The organism is Lactobacillus sp. ESL0677 (assembly GCF_029392875.1).
GTDB lineage: Bacteria > Bacillota > Bacilli > Lactobacillales > Lactobacillaceae > Lactobacillus.
Genome location: NZ_CP113946.1, coordinates 1,374,678 through 1,399,168 on the forward strand (window position 1 = coordinate 1,374,678; position 24,491 = coordinate 1,399,168).

At 40.0% G+C, this 24,491-nt stretch carries 24 protein-coding genes and 1 other annotated feature; all 24 genes read right to left on the reverse strand.

All coding sequences use genetic code 11. The features are described from left to right. Positions 1–66 precede the first annotated feature (66 nt). The 24 genes from OZX76_RS06645 to lanKC all read right to left on the reverse strand — a co-directional run bounded on the left by OZX76_RS06645 (position 67) and on the right by lanKC (position 24,479). On the reverse strand, positions 67–627 hold the full coding sequence (locus tag OZX76_RS06645; RefSeq protein ID WP_277178903.1) for a DUF177 domain-containing protein: 561 nt from the start codon (positions 625–627) through the stop codon (positions 67–69). 2 nt (positions 628–629) lie between these two features. Continuing rightward, positions 630–1,784 (reverse strand): nucleotidyltransferase, encoded by a 1,155-nt coding sequence (locus OZX76_RS06650; RefSeq protein ID WP_277178905.1) that lies wholly within the window; start codon positions 1,782–1,784, stop codon positions 630–632. Positions 1,785–1,790: 6 nt separating this feature from the next. Next, positions 1,791–2,138 (reverse strand): ribosome silencing factor, encoded by a 348-nt coding sequence (rsfS, locus tag OZX76_RS06655; protein ID WP_277142441.1) that lies wholly within the window; start codon positions 2,136–2,138, stop codon positions 1,791–1,793. Positions 2,139–2,148: 10 nt separating this feature from the next. Continuing rightward, positions 2,149–2,748 (reverse strand): bis(5'-nucleosyl)-tetraphosphatase (symmetrical) YqeK, encoded by a 600-nt coding sequence (gene yqeK / locus OZX76_RS06660; RefSeq protein ID WP_277178907.1) that lies wholly within the window; start codon positions 2,746–2,748, stop codon positions 2,149–2,151. Then, a complete protein-coding gene (locus tag OZX76_RS06665; RefSeq protein ID WP_277133457.1) occupies positions 2,741–3,379 on the reverse strand; it encodes a nicotinate-nucleotide adenylyltransferase in 639 nt (212 codons plus the stop codon). Before OZX76_RS06665 ends, yqeK begins: the two co-directional genes overlap by 8 nt. Before the next feature lie 9 nt (positions 3,380–3,388). Next, positions 3,389–4,501 carry a ribosome biogenesis GTPase YqeH gene (gene yqeH, locus OZX76_RS06670; protein ID WP_277178909.1) on the reverse strand — a complete coding sequence of 371 codons (1,113 nt, stop codon included), beginning with the start codon at positions 4,499–4,501 and terminating at the stop codon, positions 3,389–3,391. Further along, a complete protein-coding gene (locus OZX76_RS06675; RefSeq protein WP_277178911.1) occupies positions 4,494–5,018 on the reverse strand; it encodes a YqeG family HAD IIIA-type phosphatase in 525 nt (174 codons plus the stop codon). The genes yqeH and OZX76_RS06675 overlap by 8 nt, the downstream gene beginning before the upstream one ends. A 105-nt stretch (positions 5,019–5,123) precedes the next feature. Further along, entirely contained in the window at positions 5,124–5,480 is a 357-nt protein-coding gene (gene rplT / locus OZX76_RS06680) for a 50S ribosomal protein L20 (RefSeq protein ID WP_277131488.1), read from the reverse strand. Between the two features lie 44 nt (positions 5,481–5,524). Beyond that, positions 5,525–5,725 carry a 50S ribosomal protein L35 gene (rpmI, locus tag OZX76_RS06685; protein WP_122018520.1) on the reverse strand — a complete coding sequence of 67 codons (201 nt, stop codon included), beginning with the start codon at positions 5,723–5,725 and terminating at the stop codon, positions 5,525–5,527. Between the two features lie 28 nt (positions 5,726–5,753). Beyond that, positions 5,754–6,278: a translation initiation factor IF-3 gene (infC, locus tag OZX76_RS06690; RefSeq protein WP_277133715.1), complete on the reverse strand. Its 525-nt coding sequence runs from the start codon at positions 6,276–6,278 to the stop codon at positions 5,754–5,756. A gap of 22 nt (positions 6,279–6,300) precedes the next feature. Beyond that, positions 6,301–6,411: a sequence feature (ribosomal protein L20 leader region), on the reverse strand. Between the two features lie 187 nt (positions 6,412–6,598). Next, the gene (locus OZX76_RS06695; protein WP_277178913.1) at positions 6,599–7,252 is read right to left on the reverse strand and encodes an amino acid ABC transporter permease; all 654 of its coding nucleotides are present in this window, start codon (positions 7,250–7,252) and stop codon (positions 6,599–6,601) included. Between the two features lie 12 nt (positions 7,253–7,264). Next, complete coding sequence (locus OZX76_RS06700) at positions 7,265–7,903, reverse strand: amino acid ABC transporter permease (RefSeq protein ID WP_277178915.1); 639 nt, start codon at positions 7,901–7,903, stop codon at positions 7,265–7,267. Then, on the reverse strand, positions 7,900–8,715 hold the full coding sequence (locus OZX76_RS06705; protein ID WP_277181518.1) for a transporter substrate-binding domain-containing protein: 816 nt from the start codon (positions 8,713–8,715) through the stop codon (positions 7,900–7,902). The genes OZX76_RS06700 and OZX76_RS06705 overlap by 4 nt, the downstream gene beginning before the upstream one ends. A 12-nt stretch (positions 8,716–8,727) precedes the next feature. Beyond that, positions 8,728–9,465: an amino acid ABC transporter ATP-binding protein gene (locus tag OZX76_RS06710; protein WP_277178917.1), complete on the reverse strand. Its 738-nt coding sequence runs from the start codon at positions 9,463–9,465 to the stop codon at positions 8,728–8,730. 176 nt (positions 9,466–9,641) lie between these two features. Continuing rightward, the gene (thrS, locus tag OZX76_RS06715; protein ID WP_277178919.1) at positions 9,642–11,576 is read right to left on the reverse strand and encodes a threonine--tRNA ligase; all 1,935 of its coding nucleotides are present in this window, start codon (positions 11,574–11,576) and stop codon (positions 9,642–9,644) included. Positions 11,577–11,872: 296 nt separating this feature from the next. After that, complete coding sequence (gene dnaI / locus OZX76_RS06720) at positions 11,873–12,775, reverse strand: primosomal protein DnaI (RefSeq protein WP_277178921.1); 903 nt, start codon at positions 12,773–12,775, stop codon at positions 11,873–11,875. Between the two features lie 8 nt (positions 12,776–12,783). After that, on the reverse strand, positions 12,784–14,133 hold the full coding sequence (locus OZX76_RS06725; protein ID WP_277178923.1) for a DnaD domain protein: 1,350 nt from the start codon (positions 14,131–14,133) through the stop codon (positions 12,784–12,786). After that, a complete protein-coding gene (gene nrdR / locus OZX76_RS06730; protein WP_277178925.1) occupies positions 14,126–14,605 on the reverse strand; it encodes a transcriptional regulator NrdR in 480 nt (159 codons plus the stop codon). Before nrdR ends, OZX76_RS06725 begins: the two co-directional genes overlap by 8 nt. Then, entirely contained in the window at positions 14,592–15,206 is a 615-nt protein-coding gene (coaE, locus tag OZX76_RS06735) for a dephospho-CoA kinase (protein WP_277178927.1), read from the reverse strand. The genes nrdR and coaE overlap by 14 nt, the downstream gene beginning before the upstream one ends. Next, on the reverse strand, positions 15,203–16,033 hold the full coding sequence (gene mutM / locus OZX76_RS06740) for a bifunctional DNA-formamidopyrimidine glycosylase/DNA-(apurinic or apyrimidinic site) lyase (RefSeq protein ID WP_277178929.1): 831 nt from the start codon (positions 16,031–16,033) through the stop codon (positions 15,203–15,205). The genes coaE and mutM overlap by 4 nt, the downstream gene beginning before the upstream one ends. A 12-nt stretch (positions 16,034–16,045) precedes the next feature. Further along, entirely contained in the window at positions 16,046–18,715 is a 2,670-nt protein-coding gene (polA, locus tag OZX76_RS06745) for a DNA polymerase I (protein ID WP_277178931.1), read from the reverse strand. Between the two features lie 130 nt (positions 18,716–18,845). Next, complete coding sequence (gene murC, locus OZX76_RS06750; protein ID WP_277178933.1) at positions 18,846–20,162, reverse strand: UDP-N-acetylmuramate--L-alanine ligase; 1,317 nt, start codon at positions 20,160–20,162, stop codon at positions 18,846–18,848. A gap of 150 nt (positions 20,163–20,312) precedes the next feature. Beyond that, positions 20,313–21,710, reverse strand: a complete 1,398-nt coding sequence (locus OZX76_RS06755) for an ISLre2 family transposase (RefSeq protein WP_277178935.1) — start codon at positions 21,708–21,710, stop codon at positions 20,313–20,315. 159 nt (positions 21,711–21,869) lie between these two features. Beyond that, positions 21,870–24,479, reverse strand: coding sequence for a class III lanthionine synthetase LanKC (lanKC, locus tag OZX76_RS06760; protein WP_277178937.1), 2,610 nt, complete (start codon positions 24,477–24,479; stop codon positions 21,870–21,872). Between the last annotated feature and the right edge of the window lie 12 nt (positions 24,480–24,491).

The following is a 24,491-nucleotide window of genomic DNA, read 5'->3' on the forward strand; positions in this document are numbered from 1 at the left end:
CAAGCAAAACAAGCTTAAGCTTCTAAGTTACCTTAACTTTAATTATCTTAAAAATACTTAATTTATTCAATCTCTATCTTGCTGGTTATCCTTTTGGTCTAGCAATTCTCTTAATTTGGCAAACGCCGGATTAACCTGATTTTTTTTGCCTTCGTCAAATTCTGCTTCTGAAATAACTGCCCAGCCATTACCTTCTGGATAAATATCCTGGTCTTCTTCTTCGGGCGTTAATATCGTTGTCGGAATGTGTAGGAGCAGATTATCCTCAATTGCTGTTTGCAAATCAATTTGATCATCCTCAATTTGCACAATCGGCGTTTCACTAGCCTCTAGTTCTTCCTTAGAAACTGCGTCCTCAGAATAATTTTCACTAAAACGAAAATCCTCATGATAAGTCACTGGTTCCAAGCTCCGACTTGACGGGACAACTAGATCAGCTGTGACGTGCAAGTCACAAGTAACGTATGGCTCATTATAAAAAGCATCACCGTCTAAACGAACATTTTCAACCTTATATAATAGCTTTTGACTGCGCTGCAAAAATTCTGGTCGCATTGCAACTTCACGCTCAATGTGCATCAGTGGTGTCTTGCTGCTTTCTACTTGCGAAAAACTAATCGTAAACATCTCTAAACCTCCAATGGTCTGCGACCAAAGTTTTGGTCAACTTGCAAAATTTGCTCAACCAGCCGATCTACACGTAATTGCAAGTGCATTGAACCTGAACGCGTATTCTTCTGGTCAACCTTTGAAATAACGTTAGCAGTTGTCTCTTTTCTGATTTTTTTTAGATAACGACGGCCTAATTTGCTATAACCAAGCAAGAATAATGCCTCATTGTTAAAACTGTCCAGCATGTCATCTTGGGTCACGTTTAATAAAGTATACAAACTTAATCGGCGCAAGCGTGAATAAGTATAACGCTTAGACTTGATATAGCGCAAGAATTCCGTAAAATTACGTGCTCGATGAATCTCTTGCTTCATTTTATATTCCAGTCCCTCACTCATTTGGTAGATTTGCCGTAATTCTTCAACTGAAGAAGACTCAAGGCGATACTTCAGAAACGGGAACAACAAGTTCCAGTTGGGATAAGCCGATTGCCGATACAGCTGTGCTACTTCAGTCTTAGGCAGCCATTGTTCCAATTCTGCACCTGTTTTTTGGTGCAAAATAATATTCCGAATAGCACTAGCACTCTGCACAACACCTTCACGCTGCAACAAATCATCATGGCCAGCGCCAATTCGGTTAACTGGATGCAAAGTAAGCGGCGTCCACAAATTATGGTTGGCAACCGCATAAGCTAGCCCCAAAATTGCATTCGGTTGGTTAACTTCATAGCCTACTTCACGCGCAACCATCTCATTATACTGAGTTGAATAGGTCTGACTATAATCGTTAAAATTCATGTGATTAGGCGGGATTTCAGCAATTTTACTACCAAGATAGGCAAAGTTAAGCGTAGCATCTTCCACACCAAACACCAAATCGCTGACACCTAATTTAGCTAACTGATTAATACTCCCTAGTGAAAAAAGGTCAGCAGGCTCAACCGAAGTTGAAAAAGGCATCTCAAAAACAAGATCAGCGCCACTGTTTAGCGCAGCCTGTGCTCGTGACCACTTATCCATGATTGCCATTTCACCACGCTGAACATAATTTCCCGACATCAAAACCACAATCGGATCTTTACTGCCAGCCAGCAGCCTTGCCTGATTTAACAAAAACTCGTGGCCACTGTGCAAGGGATTAAATTCGGCAATGATTCCCACTACACTCATTGTCAGCTAGTCTTCCTTTATTTCTAGTTGCTTACCTTCTGACCACAATTTTTCTACATTATAAAAATCGCGCGCCTCTTCGGTAAAGACATTGACAACGACATCGCCCAAGTCAAGCAAGAGCCAGTTAGACTCGCTTGACCCTTCAATGCGATAGTCATAGTAGTCAGCCTGATGCGCCTCATCAACAATTGCATTGGCAATTGCGTGCAGCTGCCGATTAGAACCGGCACTGGTTGCTACGTAATAATCAGCCAAGATACTAATTCCCTGCATGTCATAGGCAATAGTATCTTCACCGTGGCGGTCGCTGATGGCTTTTAAAACAAAAGTCAAAATTTCTTTACTAGTCAAATTTTTCTCCTTAATTATTTTTAATACTCCACACATTATATGCTTTAAACGTGCGCGGATAAATCTTATCTCTTTTTTCAGCTAAAAAGCTGAGGCTATGTGCTAGCTGGTAGCCCACACCAGCGTCTAAATTGGCAAATGTTACCTTGCGTGCTTCTTCAACCCCAGGAAAATCGCGGCCAGGCTCAATGAAATCAGCCATGAAGACTATCCTATCTAAAGTCGTCATTTCAGTATCACCAGTCGTGTGTCGGTCAACAGCCGTTAAAATTTCACTATCAGTGATTTGCAAATCGCGCTTAATAAAGTACGTGCCAACAATCCCGTGCCAAATTGCACGATTCCAATTTAAGAGCTCCTGATCAAAGCCCTGCGACTTAATCACTTCACGATATTCTGCAACTGGGACCTGTTTGGCATAATCATGGACAAAACCAGCTAACGCAGCCTTATCTTCATCATAATGATTGAGCTGAGCCAATTTTTGCGCGGTTTGGCTCACACGCACACAATGCGCAAACCTAGATGCATCCATGTTGGCTTTTTCTTTAGCGATAATTTCCTTGCTTGATAAAGGTGAATAAGTGTTTGCAAAAAATAAATCAGTCATAATAGAGTCCCTTTCGATGAATATAATCGCTAACCAGTTTTGGAACTAAATATCTAATTGAGCCGCCCATTGCAATTGTTTGCCTAATTGAGCTTGAACTTAAGTCAATTGCTGGAACATCAACCCAAATAATTGGCAGTTGCGCCTTTTGCTCATATCCCGGACGCCTAATACCAACCAAAGTTGCCAATTGAGCTAATTTAAGTGGCTCTTTCCATTCACTTAAATTATTAACCTGATCACTGCCCATAATCAAATAATAATGATTTTGTGGTGCTTTTTCATGCAAATAAGTCAGAGTATCAACAGTGTACGAAACACCGCCGCGAAACAGTTCAAATAATTTTACATGAAAATGCGGATTATCTTGCGTTGCCAATTCGAGCATATTCGCCCGATCTTCTGCAGATACAGTGGGCTTATCTTTTAAAGGTGGAATATTTGTTGGAATAAACCAGATTTCATCTAAATGCAGCTTAGTTAGGACTTGGTCAGCTACGACCAAATGAGCTAAATGAACGGGATTAAAAGTGCCGCCCATTATCCCAATTTGCAATCCTTGGGACTGCGGAATTTTTTCTTCTTTAACCTGAACTACCGGCTTTTTTTCAATACTTTTTGCAAACGTCATTCTTCGCCTCTAAATTAACGCGCGTCTAATTCCTAAACCAATCTTGTCAGGCGTGTATATTTTGACTAAACAATCGGCAGGCACCGTGATAAAGCCAATGCCGCCAAATAATAGATCGCTCTTATAAATCGGATGCATTTCTTGACCCTTGAGTGCAGGCAGGTCTTCCCCCTCTGACGGCGGTGTTAGCAGGTCACCCACATGCTTTTGGTAAAATTCATCCGCATTTTCTGTCTTTGTCCGGTGAACATATAAATTTCGCGCAACATAGACCGTAAAGCTGGTTGGCTCACCCTTCAAATAATCTATCCGGCCTAATCCTGCCAAAAAGAGCGTGTTACCTGGTTTCAACTGGTAAGTTGCCGGCTTAAGTGGCTTTTGCGGTGAAATTGCCGCCAAATCTTGCGGCTCAAGGTGTGTTGCCAATTGATTTTCGGACATAATTCCTGGTGTATCAACCAAAAAGTGACCATTTTCTAACGGAATTTCAATTCGGTCAAGTGTTGTCCCCGGAAAGCGTGACGTCGTAATCAAGTTCTTGACATCACCCATCTTGTCAATGATTGCATTAAGCAGCGTTGATTTACCAACATTGGTCATTCCGACAAAATATACATCTTCCGTGCGAGACTTCTTATCCAAATAAGCAATTAAATTAGTTAAATTTTTCTTTTTAGCCGCACTAACTAAGAAAATTTTCTTGGGAAAAAGCCCAACACGATTTGCTTCCTGCCGCATCCAATCCTTAATTTTGCTTTCGCGTGAATTAAGTGGGAAAAGGTCAAACTTGTTGCCGACTAAAATTAACTCATTGTCACCAACAAACCGTTTCATTGACGATAAAAGTGAGTTGGTAAAATCAAACAAATCAACGACATTAACCACCAATGCCTTCTTCTCGGCTAAAGAGTTGAGTAGGGCCAAGAAGTCATCATTATCAACATCAACCGGCATGATTTCATTATAATGTCGTAAGCGAAAACAGCGCTGGCAATAAATATCGTTGCCCTCGTCTTCGCTCTCAAGTGCCTTCTTAAGCCGTGAAGCTGGCAAATAACCTGCTCCCTTGGGATTGTCGGATTGCAGCTGCGCGCCACAACCGATACAAATAATATCATCCATTTTTTAATGTCTCCTTAAAACTTACCCGGTGGGAAATTGCTAAAAAGAAAAAGATAATTTTTTCCAAAAACCGGTTAATCCGAGTATTCCACTTATCTGTTTCAATTAATGGCTTAACCAGTACTGACTCAACGCCAGCTAGGTTACCCGCTTGAATGTCCGTGATTAACTGGTCACCCACCATCATTACCTGCTTCTTAGTTAAGCCCATTTCCTTACGCTTTTTTGTAATTGCAAATGGCAATGGCTTCCTAGCTTTAGCGACAAACTCGATATGATACGGATTAAGTACTTTGCCCACTCTGAGTGCATTATTGTTTGAAATAACAACAAGTGTTACCCCAGCAGCTGCTAGCCGCCGATTAAGCTGGTCCATCTTCTTAGCCGTTTCAAACTCATTCCATGCAAGCAAAGTATTGTCTAAGTCCGAAAACACTGCCTTAATTCCCATCTGGTGCAGTACATCAGTATCTAAATGATAGATTGTATCAATTGTGTAACGTGGCCTGAATATCATCTAGCTCCCCTTTTCTGCCATCTTCTTAGTCTAATATATCAAAAAATGACGTCAAGGTCATAAATTTTGACATAAAAAAACGGCGCCATAAGCGCCATTTTTGAATTAATTTAAAGCTTTCTTAGCAGTTTCTGCTAATTGTGCAAAAGTCTTTGAATCGTTATAAGCAATGTCAGCTAACATCTTACGGTTAATATCAACACCAGCTACTTTCAAGCCGTGCATTAACTTAGAATATGAAATATCATTTTGTCTTGCTGCAGCATTGATTCTAGCAATCCATAACTTTCTGAATTCGCTCTTACGTCTTCTACGGTCACGGAATGCATATCTGTAAGATACAAATAATTGTGTACTTGCAGCCTTAAATTGCATATGCTTTGCGCCACGGTAACCCTTGGCAAGCTTCATAACCTTCTTACGACGTTTACGTGTTACTGTTCCACCTTTAACTCTTGGCATCTGAAATTCCTCCTAAATATCGTTGTTCTCGTCTAACTTGATAATTAACGCATTTGAGAGAGCATCTGTTTGATGCGCTTCAAGTCGCTGCGTGAAACTAATGCAGCCTTTCTCAAATGACGACGTTGCTTCTTGGTCTTACCGTGGAAACGGTGGCCAGTAAATGCGTGATGACGCTTTAATTCACCAGAAGCAGTTCTCTTAAAACGCTTTGCAGAAGCGCGGTGGGTTTTCATTTTAGGCATTTTTCAATTCCTCCAAATTAACTAGTTTTTACTTTTTGTCACTCTTAGGAGCGAGTATCAAGAACATTGAACGACCTTCCATCTTCGGCTTGCTAATCACAGTAGCAATATCTGAAGTGGCTTCAGCCATCTTCTCCAGCACTTCACGTCCTAATTCCTTGTGGGTGATTGCACGACCTCTGAACCGAATCGAAACACGAACTTTAGCACCCTCTTTAGTGAGGAACTTTTGTGCGTGCTTTAACTTAGTGTTAAAGTCGTTACCTTCAATGGTTGGACTTAAACGGATTTCTTTAACGCTGACTGATTTGGACTTCTTACGAGACTCTTTGAGTTTCTTCTGCTGTTCAAAACGGTACTTACCATAGTCCATGATGCGAGCAACTGGTGGCTTGGCATTAGGCGAAATCAGAACTAAATCTAAATTCGCAACACTTGCTTGCCGTAATGCTTCAGTCTTAGTTACAACACCAACTTGATCACCATCTGCATTAATTAAACGAACTTCGCGTGAACGAATTTGGTCGTTTAATATTAAATTCCTTGGTATAATTCTTCACCTCCGTGTTAATTTGAGGACAAGAAAAGAGCGGGTATTAAGTACCCGCTCTTAATCAACAGAAAATATCGATTAGCCCAGAGGTCAACTTAACTTAGGCGAGAAGCGGGAGCTTCTTCTTGTTCTCAACTAATAAGTAATTATAGTACCAACTACATACCTTTGTCAATAACAATCATTTATTTATCTGATTTGGCTTTAATTGACCCTTAAATTTATATTAAGACAATTTATTTTATCAAATTATTTTTAACTGGCCAAAAAATGCTCCCAGTAACTATTAAACCAATTATCTGGAAGCATCGCTCTTAAATTTAATTCAGTTGTTTACCAACTACGCTGCCGACTAATGACAAGGCAAAGCAAACTATAAAATAAAGTAGTGCCAAAGCCACAAACATCGGCAATGTAAAGTTAGCGTTCTGACCATAAACAATCTGTGCTTGCTGGGTCATTTCGGGAACAACGATAATGGTTGCTAGCGACGTATCTTTGATTAGCGATACTAACTGGCTAACAAGTGTTGGAATCATGTGCTTATACGCTTGCGGCAACACAACGTGCCACATTGCCTGCGCAAAATTCATCCCTGTTGAGCGGGCACCCTCGATTTGACCTATTGCGACCGACTGTATCCCCGAGCGCACAATTTCTGCAATCATCCCGGACTCAAAAACTGTCATCGCAATAATTGCAGCTGGAATCACATCGGGTCTAAAGCCAAAGTTTGGCAGGCCAAAATAAGTAAAGAAAATAATTAATAATAACGGCAAGTTGCGAACAACATCAACAATAAAGCCAACTGTTGCTGAAATATATTTAATTTTAGCGAACCGTAAAATCCCCATTAGTGAGCCAATTACAAAGCTCAAAACCATTACAATTACGGAGATACCAAGTGTAACCTTCAATCCCAGTAGTAAAAATCTAATATTAATCCAGGAAAAGGCGTTAATCCAAGTTTGCATCGTTTTGCCCCCCTAACTCAATTTTTTCTCTAAATAATGCATGTAGTAACTTAGCGGCATTGTTAACAGCAAATATAAAATGCCAACCACCAGGTAACTATTGATTGTATCAAACGTTGTTGATGCAATTGCATTAGCTTGATAAAGCAAATCAAAGCCGGCCACAAAGGCCAAAATAGAGGAATCTTTAATCAGATTGACAAATTGATTGCCAAGAGACGGTATAACGATTTTAAATGCTTGGGGCAGGACAACATAACGCATTGCCTGCCAGTAGGTCATCCCAGTTGAACGCGAACCTTCTAATTGTCCTGCTTCCACCGATTGGATCCCCGAGCGGATAATTTCTGCAATAAAGGCCGATGTGTAGAGTGTCAACCCAATTGTTCCCGCAGTAAAACCGTTAATCTTAAAGAAGTACAGCGGGATAATCAGATAGAAGAACATCACAATTACTAGCAAAGGAATATTACGAAAAACTTCAATATAAATTCGGCACAAAAAGTGAACTAGTTTACTTGGCAGCATTTGCAATAGCGCAAGTGATGTACCAATTATTAAGCTGAAAACTAGGGTAATCAAGCTGCACAATAACGTCCAACCCAGACCAACTAACAGCTGATTACCAAAATGCATAAAAATGTTAATCATCGTTGATCCATCTCCTTGTAGTTAAATCCGGGAACTTTGCCAAACCATTTTTTAATTAAATGATTGTATTCCCCACTATGCTCTAACTGGACAATTGCGCGATTGACAGCTCGCTCAAAGGGCTTTTGCTGCTTATTAATCGCAATGCCATAAGGCTCTTTAGTAAAAGTACCACCAGTTACAACAAGGCTAGGATTTTCGACTGCCAAGCCGTAAAGCACTCCATTATCTGAAACCAAGGCATCACCTTGGTGCGACTTCAGAGCACTAACTGCTTGACCATAATTCTGCATCCCAATTACCTTTGCCTTGGGCGCAAACTTCTTAACTACTTCAGAAGAATTATCACCAACAATTCCAATAACAGTTTTACCATTCAAATCATGCACGTTTTTAACACGAGAATGAACTGGTACGAGCAGCGACTCGCCCGCATTGAAATACGAATTAGAAAATGCAATTACTTTTTTACGAGCAGGAGTAATTGACATTGTCGCAATTACCGCGTCCACATTACCGTTTTTTAGTAATGGAATACGCGATTGCGCGGTTGCCGTTACGAACTTGGCATGACCACTTGGTCCCAAGATTTGCTTGGTAATTGCTTTGGCAAGGTCAATTTCAAAGCCCTTATGGGCGTTATCACGCACGTCAATCAGACTAAACAGCTTCATATCTGCTTCCACGCCCCAAGTAATCGTCTTAGAACTCTGCGCATTTTTTAAAACCGCTTGGTCTGCCACCTTTTGACCACAGCCTGATAGAAGCAACATGCAAAACAGTAACGGGACTAACCAAAATTTCTTTTTCATCATGGTCACCCCTTAATGCGCAATGATTTTGCTTAAAAACTGTTGTGCACGTTCAGTCTGAGGTTGGTTAAAGAAAGCTTGACTGTCATCATCTTCGACGATATGACCTTGATCCATAAAAATCACGCGATTAGCAACTTCCTTAGCAAAGCCCATCTCATGCGTCACAATTAATGACGTCATTTCGCTAGCCATTGTCACCTTTTTAATGACCTGCAATACCTCATCAATCATTTCGGGGTCAAGCGCTGAAGTTGGCTCATCAAATAGTAGCAGCTTCGGACGCATGGCTAGCGACCGGGCAATTGCCACCCGTTGCTTTTGCCCACCTGATAGTTGGCGCGGCATATTTTGCGCCTTATCAGCTAAGCCAACCATCTCTAGTAAGTTCATCGCGCGCTGTTTGTTTTCAGCTTCTGGCATATGACTGACAATCCTTGGCGCCAGCATAATATTCTCCAGCACATTTTTATTAGCATAAAGATTAAAGTGCTGAAAGACCATCCCAACATCCCGCCGCAAGATATTTGCATCTGTCTTGGAATCCGATAAATCGTGATTATTGACGATTAATTGACCACCTTCAATTGATTCCAACTGATTAATCGTGCGAATTAACGTACTTTTACCAGAACCAGAAGGCCCAATGAGAACGACAGTCTCGCCCTTATCAATTTTTAAATTAATATTGCGTAAAGCATGAAACTTACCATAAAATTTCTGCACATTGTTGAATTCGATCATCGACATAAATTTCTCCTTATTAGTAGAAAATTTAAGTATCAAATTGAACACTCAGCTAGCTAAAATCCAATAAAGCCAATCGTCTACACCACTGTTGTAACTCGACGAACAATATTTTTAGATTTTTTAAATTTAAAAGTGCCGAAATTATTAATACGTTTTCTAATTCTTATTATTGCTGATTATTTTTCACGTGAATATGACTTAACGTCAGCATCAATTTCTTTAATAAATTCATCTAAACTCTTGGCAATCTCATTGTCAGTACCGTAAGGACGGACATTAACACTGTTATCTGCCATCTCCTTATCACCCAAAACAAGAGTGTAAGGAATCTTTTGAGTTTGAGCTTCACGAATCTTGTAACCCAATTTTTCATTTCTAAAGTCAACTTCTGCTCTGAAGCCACGCTTGTTGAGTTCGTCGCGAACCTTCTTAGCATAATCGCCATGAGCATCAAGGTTAACTGGAATAATTTCTGCTTGAACCGGTGCAAGCCAAGTTGGAAAGGCACCCTTGTAAATCTCGATTAAGTAGGCGATAAATCTTTCCATCGTACCAACAATTCCACGGTGAATCATAACTGGACGATGTTCTTCACCATCTTGACCAACGTAAGTTAAGTCAAATTGTTCTGGCAACATGAAGTCAAGTTGAATCGTTGACATGGTTTCGTCACTACCCAAAGCAGTCTTAGTTTGAATATCAAGTTTAGGACCATAGAAAGCAGCTTCACCTTCAGCTTCAACGTAGTCAAGACCCATGTCATCCATGGCACCTTTAAGCATTGATTGACTTCTTTCCCACATTTCATCGTTTGCGAAGTACTTCTTAGTATTCTTCGGGTCACGGTATGAAAGACGGAAGTAGTAATCAGTAATGTCAAAGTCCTTGTAGACATCCATGATTAATTGTAAAGTTCTAGCAAATTCGTCTTTGACTTGATCTAAAGTAACAAAAGTGTGACCATCGTTCAAAGTCATTTCCCGAACCCGTTGCAAACCTGACAGAGCACCAGACTTTTCATATCTGTGCATCATCCCAAGTTCAGCAATTCGAACTGGCAGTTCACGGTATGAACGAATGTGGTGCTTGTAAATTTGAATATGTGATGGGCAGTTCATTGGTCTTAATTCAAGCATTTCGCCGTCGCCCATGTCCATTGGTGGGAACATGTCATCACGGTAGTGTGCCCAGTGACCTGAAGTCTTGTAAGCATCCAAGTTCATCAATACGGGTGTGTAAACGTGTTGGTAACCGCGAGCAACTTCTTTATCAATGATGTAGCGTTCAATCACACGGCGAATGGTTGCACCCTTTGGCATCCAGTAAGGAAGACCAGCACCAACCTTAGGGTCAACGAAGAATAAGTCAAGGTCGCGGCCGATTGTCCGGTGGTCGCGTTCCTTAATTTCTTCGCGTCGTTTAATGTCGGCATCAAGGTCAGCCTTCTTGAAAAAGGCAGTTCCTGAAATTCTTTGCAACATTGGGTTGGAAGATTGTCCTTGCCAATAAGCGCCGGCAACACTGAGCAATTTAAACTGCTTAATCTTACCAGTATTTGGCAAAAGTGCATCGAAGCCAAAGTCAACAAAGTCACCTAATTTATATGCTGCAACTGTGTCGCTTGGTTCAGCCTGCAGTAATTCCAACTTGAACTTGTCATCTTTGAAAATATTTTCTAATTCACTCTTAGATATCTCTACTTGTTCAATCTTAGCGCCACTCTTAACAGCCTTTTGGATAGCCTTTTCTAATTGTGGTAATTCACTAATCTTGATTTGGTTTGCCTTGTCAGTATCAACAAAAAAGCCGTCGTTATCTGCAGCGTGCTCACCTATCCGTAATTCTGGATAAGCCTTTTTAGCAACTGCTTCAAAGACAAAGGCAACAGTTGCACGTAAAACGTTCAAGCCGTCTTCATCTTTATCAGTAATAATTGCTACTTCTGCATCGTCATTTAATTCGTAATCAACTGACTTCAATTCGCCGTTAACTTTTCCGGCCATTGCAGCCTTACCAAGTGAAGTTGAAATATCATGTGCTAAATCAGCAATTGAAATAGCGTGGTCATAGTCACGGTTTGACCCATCAGGCAAAGTAATTGAAAAACTCATGTTTACCTCCATAAACAAAAAAAGCCCCAGTGCAATTAAGCACTGGGACGTATATTAGCGCGGTTCCACCCAAATAGATTAGAGCATCTCTAACCCTCTCTTAAGATTGATAATGGAATCCAGCCTTTGTTAAAACCTTTATTAGTAGAATGAGTGGGGTCTTGCTCATGAAGGACTTCCAGAAAAAGCGTCCTTTTCTCTGAGTTGAGCAACATCATGTTCATTCATTGCACTTAATTATACGCAAACAACGGTTAAATGCAAGAACTTTTTAATAGAATTTGATTAAAAATAAATTAATGCCGGCGATTGGGTCCCGACACGACTATTTCTTTAGCCAGTGTCCGCACCCGTTCCATCAGGCGTTTGGCCTTAATTGGATCAAGAGCATTTTTGGTTTCTTTAAAATGGTCTTCCAAGTCAGCCATCGCAAAATTCGATGAGAAAAATGTCGGCAGAACATTATCCATCCGCGCTTGCAGAATTACACCTAGGACATCATCACGCGACCACTGGCTCAGAGTTTCTGCACCAATATCATCTAGTAGTAATACATCAGCTTGGCTCACGCGGTCAATTTCTTTTTGCAAGCTATTATCTTCAAAATGGCTGGATAAACCAGCGATAAATGTCGGCACATGTAAAAAGACTACCTGCTTACCCATCGCTGCAACCGAATTTGCTACTCCAGCTAATAAGTATGTCTTACCAACGCCGAAACTTCCTGATAGATACAGCCCTTGCTCGTGAGGATTTTGGGAATAGCCAGCCAAAAACTTACCAATAGCTGCCAATGCTGGTCCACGTCCTGCAGCTGTATCATCCACTTGACTCAAGCGCACATCATGCAACGTTTCTGGCAAATTAATCAGGTGCAAATGCTTCTTAGTATTAGCGCGCAAGCTTTGTTCAATTTTGTTTTCATCGGGTACATAACGCAAATCAATTGCATGATCATTTAAGAACAGTTCTGGTCGATAACCCGCTGTTACGGGGTCTTGCTTGTGTTGTGCCAAGTAATATTCGTATAAATTCGACCAGCTCTTCTTGATCATTTCGGATGTAATTTGACCTTTGTGCTGGTTCAAAAACTGCTGCACATTTCTATCCGCCAAAACCTGTTGGTAAATTTGTGCCAAATTATGCTTTTTAGCAATTTCTGGATTTAAATTATTAATAATATCGCCGATTGATTGCATAATTTCACCTACTTCATGCCATTTTTATCTTCTAAATCCTTAAAGAACTTCTTCAAGTCAGCGGAAGAAACATTAGTGCTTTGCGTTGCCGTCTTTTTACTCCAGTCAGTCCCCTTTTCAACACGTTTAGGTTTTGTCGAATAACGGGGGTAATAACTCTTCTTTTGCTGACGTTTCTCCATATATTCCAAAGCCTGGCTCCCAGTCTTAACGCCATGCTGCAGCCAATCATGCAAGATCGTATTGGCCAAACGGTAAGACACAGACGGTCCACTATTCAAGCAGGCATACGTCAAAATATTGAGCAATTCCGCTGGAATATCCTTTTGGTTAAACAAATTATCTAGCACCTTATACTCACTAGCATCAACATAATCATGTTTATCGGTTTTTAAGCGATACAAAAACTGGGCCGGCGACTTAGTCTGCGCCAATTGTAAAATTCGCTGGTCACGCAAGCTCAAACTAGAATTATCCTGAATTGTCGCTTGTGGATCCTGCGTTTGCTGCAGATTTTTCCGCGTGCCCTCTGCGTGAATATTTTCCGCAATAGTTCGCTTAATTAACGGCATGTCAAGCTGATAACTGTCATGCAAACACGGCAAAGTTTCATCCACAAATTCCTGCTCTGACAAGCCATAAGTACGCATTATTCCCCGAATAGCCGGACGATTTTTATCAATTTCACTAGCTGCAATCTGGTAAATTTCAAACTGTTCTTTCATAAACTGCCAGTCAATTTGATCCTGCTCATTAACACTGGCTGTCGCAGCCTGCTTGACCTGATTTTCCTGTGCAGCTCGCTGAACATCAGACGACGGACTAATTGCTTCTTCATCTGGCAAGCGAAAGACATCCATAAATGAAGCAGAAACATCCTTAGCGGTTTGCACACCGTTAACCTGATTCTCACTACGCTTATTTTCTTGCGCAAATAAATGGCTTAATCGCTGAAAAGTTGTCACGCCAACTTTTTCTTTTAACAAACTTGCCAGTAATGCCGTCGCAAAAAACTCACTACTGTCAGGTACGCGGTTTAAAGAAAACAGCAGCACTTGCCCCATGATCTCATTCTTGATAATGCGGGTCTTAACCAATCCTACTGCTTCTAACTTATGCAGCGCCTGAAATAATTCTTTCAAACTGCAGTCAAGTTGCTCCTGCAGATGGTAAATACCCTTGCTATCTGACAAAATTGCGGCAGCATCGTAGTCTGCCATTAGCGTTAAATAAAGAGCAACCCCACTAGCACCAATTAGCGGCTGATAAAGCTTAATTAAAACTTGTAAATCTTGCGGAAAAACCGTCACGCGATTAATGATAAAAAAGGGCTGCTTGGGATTAGAAGTCTCAAACATCAGTAGTTCCCTTCTCCTCACGTTTAGCAATCATGTCTTCCATGGTCTTCATAAAACTGGACATATCTTTAAATTCTCGGTAAATGGAAGCAAAGCGAATGTAAGCAACATCGTCAATATCAGCCAGCTCATCCATCACAACTTGACCGATTTTCTTTGAAGAAATCTCACTAACGCCTTGTTTTCTTACCTTATTTTCAACATGGTCAACCAGTTGCTCAAACTGCGCGCTAGTAATCGGCCGCTTTTGACCGGCAGCCATCACACCATGCAAAATCTTTTTACGACTGAATGGCTCTCTTGTACCATCATTTTTAATAACTAACAACGGGGTCGTTTCAACACGTTCAAAAGTTGTAAAACGAAAGCCACAATTTTCACATTCACGTCTGCGTCTAATTGCCCGGTTTTCATCGCTGGGCCGAGAATCAATGACACGTGAGGCATTTTGCCGACAATTAGGACATTCCATTCTTCTCTCCTTTTAACTTAAGTAACAACTCAGCCAATTTGGCTTCTAATTCTTCTATTGTACCAGTATTTGTAACTACATAATCGGCCAACTTGATTTTTTGTGCAAGTGGCATCTGACTTTTAATCCGATTTAGTGCCGCTTGGCGCGTCAATTGATCACGCTGCATTAACCGCTCAATCTGCATGTCTTCGGGAATTGCAATTAGCAAAGTTTTATCGCAGTATTTTTGACCGCCTGATTCAAATAAGACCGGGGCATCAACAATGATTAACTGCTTGCCCGCTTGCTTATTTTGCGTAATTTTAGCCTGAATTGTTTGAAAAATCAATGGATGAGTAATTTTATTCAGGATTGCCAGCTGCTCAGGACTACTAAACACCACTTTGCCAAGCTGATGCCGATTAATTGTTTGGTCTGAATTTAAAAACTTTTTGCCAAAATATTGGATAACTTGCAGATAGCCAGCTTCACCAACATTTAAAATTTGATGAGCAATTAGGTCGCTGTCGATAATGGGCAGCCCCTTTTTTCTAAAAAAGGCATCTGCCGTACTTTTACCACTAGCAATACCACCAGTTAGGCCCAACACTAGTGTCATTTGTAGACCACCTGACACTTAGGACAAAAAGTAGTACCACGACCATTAACCTTGATTTTTTCGAGCAAATTGCCACAGCGCGCACACGGCTCCCCCTGATGACCATAGACTCGCAGCATCTTTTGAAAGCCACCGGTTTCGCCGTTAGCATCAAGATAAGTATGTACAGTAGTACCGTGTTTTGTAATCGCCAGTGCAATCAGCTCATTAATATTATCATGCAGCTCTGCCACTTTCTTTTTAGGAATTTTATTAGCGCTACTTAACGGGTGAATTTTGGTTTTCCACAAAACTTCATCGACATAAATATTACCTAAGCCCGCCACAATGGTCTGATCAAGCAAAGTGCTTTTAATATTTTTCTTCTTGCGACTAAGACCTGCTGCTAAAAATTCCGTTGTAAAGGCGGCAGAATTCGGCTCAAAGCCCAACTTGCTAATTCCAGTAACTACCCGTTCAGTTCCCGTTGCTACTAACTGCATCCGCCCAAATTTGCGCACGTCATTATAGCGTAGCGCCGTATCATCGGTGAAAGCAAACTGCACGTGATCATGTTTATCTTTAGGTGCAGCAACCATTGTCAGCCGATATTTACCTTCCATGCGCAAATGCGACACGATTGTCAGATCACCACTTAAGCGAATTAATAAATACTTGGCATAGCGATCAATCGTTAAAACCTGCTGTCCTGCAACTTGCTTAACAAATTCATCGGGATCACTAGCAATAATTTTGGGATACCACAGTGTTACCTGTTTGATTGTTTTTCCCTTAATTAAAGGAAGCAAGGTGCGGCGCACTGTCTCAACTTCTGGCATTTCTGGCATTAATCTATCTCCTTACTTTGCATCGTACCAATTATGGCCCCAACCTGAGTCAGCAATCAGCGGAATATCAAGTCGAACTGCAGACTGCATCACTTCTGGGACAATCTTCTTAATCGTTTCTAGTTCATCCTTAGGAACATCAAAAATCAACTCATCATGCACCTGCACCACCATCTTGGTCTTAAGGTGCAACTCGTCTAACTTTTGTTGCATGTTAATCATGGCAATCTTAATAATGTCGGCAGCTGACCCCTGAATTGGCGAATTAATCGCGGTTCTTTCCGCAAATGACCGCACATTAAAGTTCTTGGCATGAATGTCAGGCAAATAGCGCCGCCGGTGCATGATTGTTTCGGCGTAGCCTTTTTCACGTGCTTCCTGAACAGCCTTGTCCATATAATCGCGAATTTGCGGATATTGTTCAAAATAATTATCAATAAATTCTTTGGCTTGCTTGCGGCTAATGTTCAAATTCTTGGACAGGCCATAATCGGAAATGCCATAAACAATCCCAAAGTTAACGGCCTTGGCCCGGCGACGCATCAGCGGTGTGACTTCATCTGGAGAATCTAAATGGAAAATCTTCATCGCGGTATGTGAGTGAATATCATACCCGGTCTTGAAGGCTTCCTGCATATGCTCATCACCAGAAACCTGCGCCAATACCCGCAATTCAATTTGCGAATAATCGCAAGAGAAAATATAGCCATCAGGAGTACTTGGCACAAACGCCTTGCGAATTTGCTTGCCTTCCTCTGTTCTTGTTGGGATATTTTGCAAGTTAGGATCAACTGAAGACAATCGACCTGTTGCCGTTAACGTTTGTAAATAACGCGTATGGACGCGACCATCTTTTTGAATTACATCCAGCAATCCCTTGACGTAAGTTGACTGAATTTTAGCAATTTGCCGGTAAGTCAAAATCTCGTCAATAACCGGGCTCTGCTCTTTTAACTGGTTTAAAACATCAACTGAAGTGGAATAACCAGTTTTAGTCTTTTTAACCGGTGGCAAGCCCATCTTTTCAAACAAAATGTGCCCTAATTGCTTAGGCGAGTTAAGATTAAAGCGCTCCCCAGCCTCTTGGTAAATTTTGTTCTCAAGTTCCTGTAATTCAACTGCAAACTCGTTCTGCAACTGAATTAAAGTGCCAGCTTGCACCTTAATGCCGTTTATTTCCATCACCGCTAAAACGCGTGCTACTGGAATTTCAATGCTAGCATACAGATCGTCTTGCTCATGATCCTTAAGGCGCTTGAGTAATTCATTCTTTAATCTAACAATTGACTGAGCCTTGCTGGCCAAATGACTGAACAAAATCTGGTCGTCATCAGGAATGTGTTCCTTTTTGCCCTTACCATAAACTTCAAAGTCACTCTTAACAGAATAGTCACCATACAAATGGCAAACCTCACCCATGTCATTGGAGTTGTTTTCATTATTTACCAAGTAAGATGCTAGAAGCATGTCGTAATCAATTCCATGAACATGAATATCTAATCGGTTAAGGCCAACCATTGTCCGTTTAAGGTCAAAGACATCCTTCTTAATTTGAGCATTTTCTAAAAGTTGCTTTAACGGCTGGATTTGCAACAACTCAATATCACGACTGACATAAGTTTGCTCACCAATTTTAAGAGCAAAACCGACAAAGTCAGCCAAGTGATAATTAGCACCCAGCATCCCCAAATAAAAACTAACAGTCGTCTGCTCGTCAACCTTAATTTGTTCTAATTGCTCCTTAGTCAGTTCAACATAGTCAATCTTAACTTCTTCTTTCGGGACATCATCATCGCCAGTAGCAGCGGCATCTAGTTGACTTAAAAATTTGCGAAAATTCATCTTTTCGTAAAATTGCCGCAACTTGTCCTGATCAACTTTTTGCCACTTAACATCTGCCAAATTAATGGTCACTGGACTTTCACGGTCAATTGTCGCCAACTTTTTAGCTAAAAATGCCTTGTCCTGATCATTAATCAAGTTTTCCTTTAACTTGGACTTCTTCATGTCGGCGACATGCTCATAAAGACCTTCAACCGAGCCATATTGCTGGATTAAGCGTGAAGCCGTCTTCGGACCAACCTTGGTTACGCCAGGATAATTATCAGAATTATCACCCATCAATGCCTTCATATCAATGAATTCGGTTGGTGTGACACCATTAACTTCCTTCATGTGCTCAGGAGTGTAGGCTTCGAGGTCTGAAACTCCAGACTTAGTTACCATGACTGTCGTCTTTTCTGAAGCCAGCTGGGTTAAGTCCTTATCCCCAGTAACAATCGTCACCGTCATATTTTGTTCTTCACCAAGACGCGCAAAAGTACCAATAATATCATCGGCTTCATAATCTTTCAATTCGTAGGTGGCAATCCCCAAATCATGCAGCAATTCCTGAATATATGGTAGCTGCTCCAATAATTCTGGTGGTGTCTTTTGCCGACCACCCTTGTAGTCGCCATACATTTTATTTCTAAAAGTTGTCTTGCCGGCATCAAAGGCAACCAGGACATAATCTGGCCTAACGTCTTTTAATAAAACATCCAGCATATTTTTAAAAGCATAAATAGCATTGGTGTGCAGACCCTCAGCGTTTTTGAAATTTTCGAGCTGCCGATAAAGTGCATAAAACGCACGAAAGGCAACAGAGTTACCATCAATTAAAAGTAATTTTTGATCAGCCATAATTCTCCTCATTATTCAATCGTCAGTTAATTCACATACCATTCTAACAGTTTTAACGGCTTCTAGCAGGTTACTGACTTAATTATGGTTTAAAAAAACTAGTCGCATTGCAACTAGTTTCTTAGTTAATTTATTTCTGCAATAATTTAGCGAAGGCATCCTCGTATTTTGGAATGTCACCGGCACCCATGAAGATAATGACGCTGTCATGATTCTGGGTTAAATCAGCGATATTTGCTAAATCAATTACTTCAGAACCCGGAATTTGTGCGGTTAAGTCTTCACTAGAAATATCACCGGTATTTTCACGAGCTGAAGCGTAAATCGGTGTTACATAAGCCTTGTCGACACTACGCAAGATTTCCTCAAAATCCTTAGCATATTTTTTAGTTCGAGAAAATGTGTGTGGTTGAAAGACAACAACTAGGCGTTTACCCGGGAACTTTTGGCGAGCAGCTTGAATGGTAGCCCGCATCTCAGTTGGGTGGTGAGCGTAATCATCAATCACATTAATGTCGCCATAATCAGTTTCGGTGAAGCGGCGCTTAGCACCATGATAAGTTAACAAGCCCTCTTGAATATCTTTTAACGGAATATTTTCAGTATGCGCAACCGCAACAACCGCCGTTGTATTCAAAATATTATGGTCACCAAACAAATGAACAGTAAAGCGACCAATGTTTTCACCATGAGCCAACACATCAAAGGTTGAACCAGTCGTTGACCGTTCAATGTTCACAGCTTGAAAGTCATCACGATCATCAAAACCATAAGTGTACTTAGGAATACTGGTCTGCAATGCTTGCAGACGGCTGTTGCCACCCCAGACAAAGAGTCCCTTCTTAGTTTGATCGGCTGCCGTCTGAAAGGCTGAGGTGTAATCAGCTTGATCTTTAAAATAATCGGGATGATCGAAGTCAATGTTAGTCATAATTTGATAATCTGGGTGATATGCCAGGAAGTGGCGGCGGTATTCATCAGCCTCATAAACAAAGAAGCGCGAGTTCTGAACTCCCTTGCCCTCGCCATCACCGATTAAATAAGATGTCGGTGCAGCTTCACCAAGCACATGAGCTAATAATCCAGTGGTTGAAGTCTTACCATGCGTTCCAGAAATACCGATACTGGTATGCATAGCAACAACTTCCTCAACTGTATCTGGATAGCTCTGCCAAGCAATTCCTTGGTCCTCACATGCTTTAACTTCAACGTTATCATCTTTAAAAGCATTGCCTTTAACAATTACCTGACCAGTAGGCTTAATATTAGCTGCCGCAAAGTCAGCAACTTCAATTCCAGCTTTTTCCAGCGGCACTTGAGTAAAGGTGTACTTCGTAATGTCACTGCCAGCCACATTGTAGCCCAAGTCGTGCAGCAATAATGCTAAGGAAGCCATTCCTGTACCCTTAATTCCAATAAACCAAATTTGTTTGTTTTTATCTAACATTTCATTTGCTCCAAATTTTATTCAATAATCGTTTATTATTTTACCATTATTGCAGACAAAAGAGTAACAAGTGCCGAATATAGTTAGTGTCAACTTTTTGTGGGTAATAAACTTTAAGCCTTTACCTGCTGCTATTTGTAGTTTTTGCTTTTAAATTATTTGCTCGGGTAAATCAAATATCTGCCCGCCATTAATGATCCCTTGATTCCAATAATGTATCTTGGTCGTTTCGCCAAAGTCTGCTTGAAAATGCTCATAATACGGTCTGTTCTTTGCCTTAAAACGATGGTCTACTTGTCTAATTCTTTGCTCTTTAGCAGCTTTTCGTTGCTCGTTAAGCAAATATTGGCTAATATCGCCGCCATTTAACTGGAAGATAATGCTTCTGGCTACACTTTCAGCTCCTACCTTACTCCAGCCCATTGGTCTTGAACTCAATCTTTCTGACAAATAATGACTGATGTGGCCTTCAGCGGTGCAACGCTGATAATCAGGTTCTTGCGTATTGAGAATAGCTTGCCAATTACTTAAAAGATAAGTTTTAGCTTGGTTAAGAGCTGCAGTTTGGCTTGGCGTTAAGCTAGGATCACTAAAACGAGTTTCAAAGTATAATTCTACTTTATCCCGCTGACCACTTAAAGCCCAATGATATAAGCAATAAGCGGCGGCTGCCTTAGTATTAACAGCGGCTTGACGGCAATACTTTAATAAATGAAAGCGATCCAAGACAAACTTACAGTTAGGTAGATATTTAGCGCCCGCCTTAATCCAAGGCGCGCCATCACCAGCAAGATAAAACTGCTTAGCTTGCGGATAATTGGCTTCTAAATAACACAGCACCTCGTCCCACAGCTGTTCATTAGCCGCGCCAGCATAAGTACCAGTAAAATATTTGGGCTGAATTAAACAATGCCGTTTTTGGCTCTCATCATAGCCTTCATGTAAGTATACTAACTTCATAAAATGGTTACTGCCATCTTGAAAAGCGACATGATCTTCATCAGCTTCTAAATAAACAATTTGCTTATTTCGTGGTTGCACCTGATCAGGTTGATTAGGCAATAGCTGGCCTGCACGATGAACAATATTCATAACCGTTGTTTTAGAATGGATATCACTGTATTTAAGTAAATCAATGGCTGCCTGATAATGATATTTAGCTACGTTTTCTAAAACAGCCGCCTTAAAGCCTAAGGTCATCCGGCTATACTTGGTGAAAGCTAAGGCTTGATCAAGCCAAAAGAAATAATGTTGGTCTTGTTTATCTTGGTAATAAGTACGCTTAAAAGTTAATTGCCCATACAAAGTCTGCTTAATACATGTACGCATGGCTTTAACTTCATACTGCTTTTTGCGACTAGGCAACTGCTTATAACTAGCATCAAGCTGCTCAAGATAAGAACCAATTAGCTTTAAACCCCAATGGCGCAATTTCTGCATGAATGCTTCTAAGACATCATCGAAAGTAAGCTGACAGTCCAGCAGCTTATTAGTATCAGTAGTTAAATTATCTAACAAAAGCTGTAAATCTTGTAGTAAACTAGTCATATAGAAGAAAACCTTTCTGAATGTAAATTTTGTTCAAACTACATTTTAGCAGAAGGTTCTCTTCTATTTTTTATTTTCCCCACAAATACTTTACGCTAACCCGAATATAATCAATAAAGCATCAGGAACTATGAAATTTGATTTGCCATTTCAATTTATTTAACAGAATAATTTAAATTGATCGCTTTTAAAAAGTGGCAGCCATGATCCCCACTTATGCTGCTTAATATCATTAAGTACTAGTAATAAGCCACTATTACCAGTTGTCAAATCAAGTGATAGTTTATAGCCGAATCTTCCCTGAACGAAAACTGCATCTCCTTGACCTACAATATAATTATTAAGCAATTTTAGCTTGTGCGCTAATCGATTATCATCGGTTAAATTGGCAACTGCAGTATCCAAAACTATTAAGCTAATAAAGCCATCAAATAAGCCATCTAAATATGTTACAAAAACATCATTGGTTTTAATTAATTTTTGTAATATAGCTTTTTCATTCTGACTAATACTTTCGGGGCTGTCTTGCATAAATTCTATTAATAATAGCGCCAAACCCGCATTACCATGATTTACATACGGCATCAACCGTTCATAAGATAGTGTATTGTCTTTAATATAAGCAACTGTTTGATTAATTTCGAGTGAATTGTTCAATACCAAATGCAATATTCTTAAAGTCTCTATTCGATATTTTTCAGACTGAGTAGCAACATGCATTTTCCACAAAAACAGAGCTGCACCTAACCAGCCTGTTAACAAACCACTATCACATTCTTTAGTATATTTTTCTGATTGAGTAAGTTCACTAACCTTCTTAGCTAATAATTGTGCTTGCCGTAAATATTTCTGATCGTTATTCTGCAAATAAAACGTTAAGTAAGCTAGACCTACTCCAGAAATCCCAGAATAAATTGAAATATCTTGCTTTAATTTACAAGACAACAATTTGTCCATAATTAACTCGCTCAACTCTTGATAGCCCTGTTCAGCTAAAACCACTGCAATACCTGTAAATCCTGTAAGTAACCCGCTATTATTATCCTGATTATCTAGCAATTTTTTAATAATAGGAATCTGCTGGTCAATCCAATTATGAATCTGGTGATTAATCTTGCTATTTAAACAATTGGACCTTGTCAACGCCATAATTGCACCAAAAGCACCGTTAGCTACTGAATAATAACTAATTTGAGAATCATATTCAGGAATATCACCACGAATTAAGCCCCGAAAATCAAAATCAAGATGTTGGATAATCCCTTGTGCTATTTCTGAGATATTTTTATCAAGGTTATCTATATCAAAACTTGTTTTTGGCTTAGATAAATTTGCTTGATAATGTTGTGGGTGTCGTGTAGCAGTATTAAAGTCTAGGCTCAACTTATTTTTCAAGCAATGAAAAAAGTCTATAATTTCAGGACCAAATTCATCAGCAATATTTTTATCCTGTTCTTGCTCGATTTCAGGAGCCCAATCAAAACCACTGGCTATCGGTAAAATCATATAACGTGCAATCTTATACAAAGCAATGTTATCAGCTTCCTCAAAAGTGTGAGCATTAACATCAGCATAACCTGGTGTTGCCATCCCCGGCTGATATTTAGCAGTCAATTTTTGCGAGTTTTCAAAGTCAATTAATTTAATGATATTGTCTGTTAAATTAAGTAAAATAACATTATCTGGCTGTAAATCACCAATCGCTATGCCATAACTATGGATATGCTCAACTGCCACTGTCAATGCATTAATAATTGCAATACATTTTTGGGCATACTTCTTTTTTTCAGCTTTACTTGCAGTAAACGGATACTGACTATCAATAAAGTCAGCCAATGTATCTCCTTCAAGATATTCTTCTACCAAGTATAAATGCTTCCATGCCTTAAATTTTTCAAAGACATTAACTGTCTCTGGAACATCATGCAACTTTGCCAAAGCCTTATATTCGCGTTCTACTCGCTCAAAACCATCCAAGCCATTAGCATCAAGACCGGCATGAGCACGACCTTCTTTTAAGACGCACTCATTACCATTTAAAGTTGCATGATAAACTCCACCAGCATTACTAAAATGCAACGCAGAGTCAATTCGATACTTCATCAATTGCTTAAATTCAGATTTGTTATATTGTTGAACATTAGATTGCAATTCAGCAGGTTCCACAATGAACTCAGGAACTTGATAGTATGGCGCTCTTTTATCTTCAATTAGATTTCCACGATTATCCCTGATGCAATATACTTCTTTACCATTAATTTTTGCTTTGATTTCTTTAAATGCACCGTAGCGATAAAAAATATGGGTATCGTGCCATTCCTTATCGCTTAAAATATATGGACCCTCTAAAAAGTCACTCGTAACTTGCGCTAGTTCATCAAGCAGCTCCACAAATTCTTTATCAGTTCTTGGGTAAACGGTAATGAACTTTCCTGAGCTTGCGCGGTCGCCATACTTTGAATTGCTTAGGACCAACTCATCAAAAGTATTCACAAATTTATATGTTACATGTTTAACTGCCAAATATTTACTAACAGCTAATAAGAGTTGCTGAGCATCCTTAATATTAGCTGAAATATGGATTTTCCAACCTTGTTCAGGCAATTGATGATCAAACAAAATGTAATGCCAATAATTATCACTATAATCATAAAGCTTGCCAGTTGGCTTAATATATTTAAAACCATCCTGCTGATTATTGTTAGGTTGATAAAATAATGTCTTGTCATCCTTGATAAACCCGAGATAGTCATTACCCGTTAATTCCATTATTGCCCTACT

Coding starts and splice junctions, on each gene's coding strand:
- OZX76_RS06645 (WP_277178903.1), bottom strand. CDS start 627: ATGTTTACGATTAGTTTTTCGCAAGTAGAAAGCAGCAAGACACCACTG.
- OZX76_RS06650 (WP_277178905.1), bottom strand. CDS start 1,784: ATGAGTGTAGTGGGAATCATTGCCGAATTTAATCCCTTGCACAGTGGC.
- yqeK (WP_277178907.1), bottom strand. CDS start 2,748: ATGACTGATTTATTTTTTGCAAACACTTATTCACCTTTATCAAGCAAG.
- OZX76_RS06665 (WP_277133457.1), bottom strand. CDS start 3,379: ATGACGTTTGCAAAAAGTATTGAAAAAAAGCCGGTAGTTCAGGTTAAA.
- yqeH (WP_277178909.1), bottom strand. CDS start 4,501: ATGGATGATATTATTTGTATCGGTTGTGGCGCGCAGCTGCAATCCGAC.
- OZX76_RS06675 (WP_277178911.1), bottom strand. CDS start 5,018: ATGATATTCAGGCCACGTTACACAATTGATACAATCTATCATTTAGAT.
- rplT (WP_277131488.1), bottom strand. CDS start 5,480: ATGCCAAGAGTTAAAGGTGGAACAGTAACACGTAAACGTCGTAAGAAG.
- rpmI (WP_122018520.1), bottom strand. CDS start 5,725: ATGCCTAAAATGAAAACCCACCGCGCTTCTGCAAAGCGTTTTAAGAGA.
- OZX76_RS06695 (WP_277178913.1), bottom strand. CDS start 7,252: ATGCAAACTTGGATTAACGCCTTTTCCTGGATTAATATTAGATTTTTA.
- OZX76_RS06700 (WP_277178915.1), bottom strand. CDS start 7,903: ATGATTAACATTTTTATGCATTTTGGTAATCAGCTGTTAGTTGGTCTG.
- OZX76_RS06705 (WP_277181518.1), bottom strand. CDS start 8,715: ATGAAAAAGAAATTTTGGTTAGTCCCGTTACTGTTTTGCATGTTGCTT.
- OZX76_RS06710 (WP_277178917.1), bottom strand. CDS start 9,465: ATGTCGATGATCGAATTCAACAATGTGCAGAAATTTTATGGTAAGTTT.
- thrS (WP_277178919.1), bottom strand. CDS start 11,576: ATGAGTTTTTCAATTACTTTGCCTGATGGGTCAAACCGTGACTATGAC.
- dnaI (WP_277178921.1), bottom strand. CDS start 12,775: ATGCAATCAATCGGCGATATTATTAATAATTTAAATCCAGAAATTGCT.
- OZX76_RS06725 (WP_277178923.1), bottom strand. CDS start 14,133: ATGTTTGAGACTTCTAATCCCAAGCAGCCCTTTTTTATCATTAATCGC.
- nrdR (WP_277178925.1), bottom strand. CDS start 14,605: ATGGAATGTCCTAATTGTCGGCAAAATGCCTCACGTGTCATTGATTCT.
- coaE (WP_277178927.1), bottom strand. CDS start 15,206: ATGACACTAGTGTTGGGCCTAACTGGTGGTATTGCTAGTGGTAAAAGT.
- mutM (WP_277178929.1), bottom strand. CDS start 16,033: ATGCCAGAAATGCCAGAAGTTGAGACAGTGCGCCGCACCTTGCTTCCT.
- polA (WP_277178931.1), bottom strand. CDS start 18,715: ATGGCTGATCAAAAATTACTTTTAATTGATGGTAACTCTGTTGCCTTT.
- murC (WP_277178933.1), bottom strand. CDS start 20,162: ATGTTAGATAAAAACAAACAAATTTGGTTTATTGGAATTAAGGGTACA.
- OZX76_RS06755 (WP_277178935.1), bottom strand. CDS start 21,710: ATGACTAGTTTACTACAAGATTTACAGCTTTTGTTAGATAATTTAACT.
- lanKC (WP_277178937.1), bottom strand. CDS start 24,479: ATGGAATTAACGGGTAATGACTATCTCGGGTTTATCAAGGATGACAAG.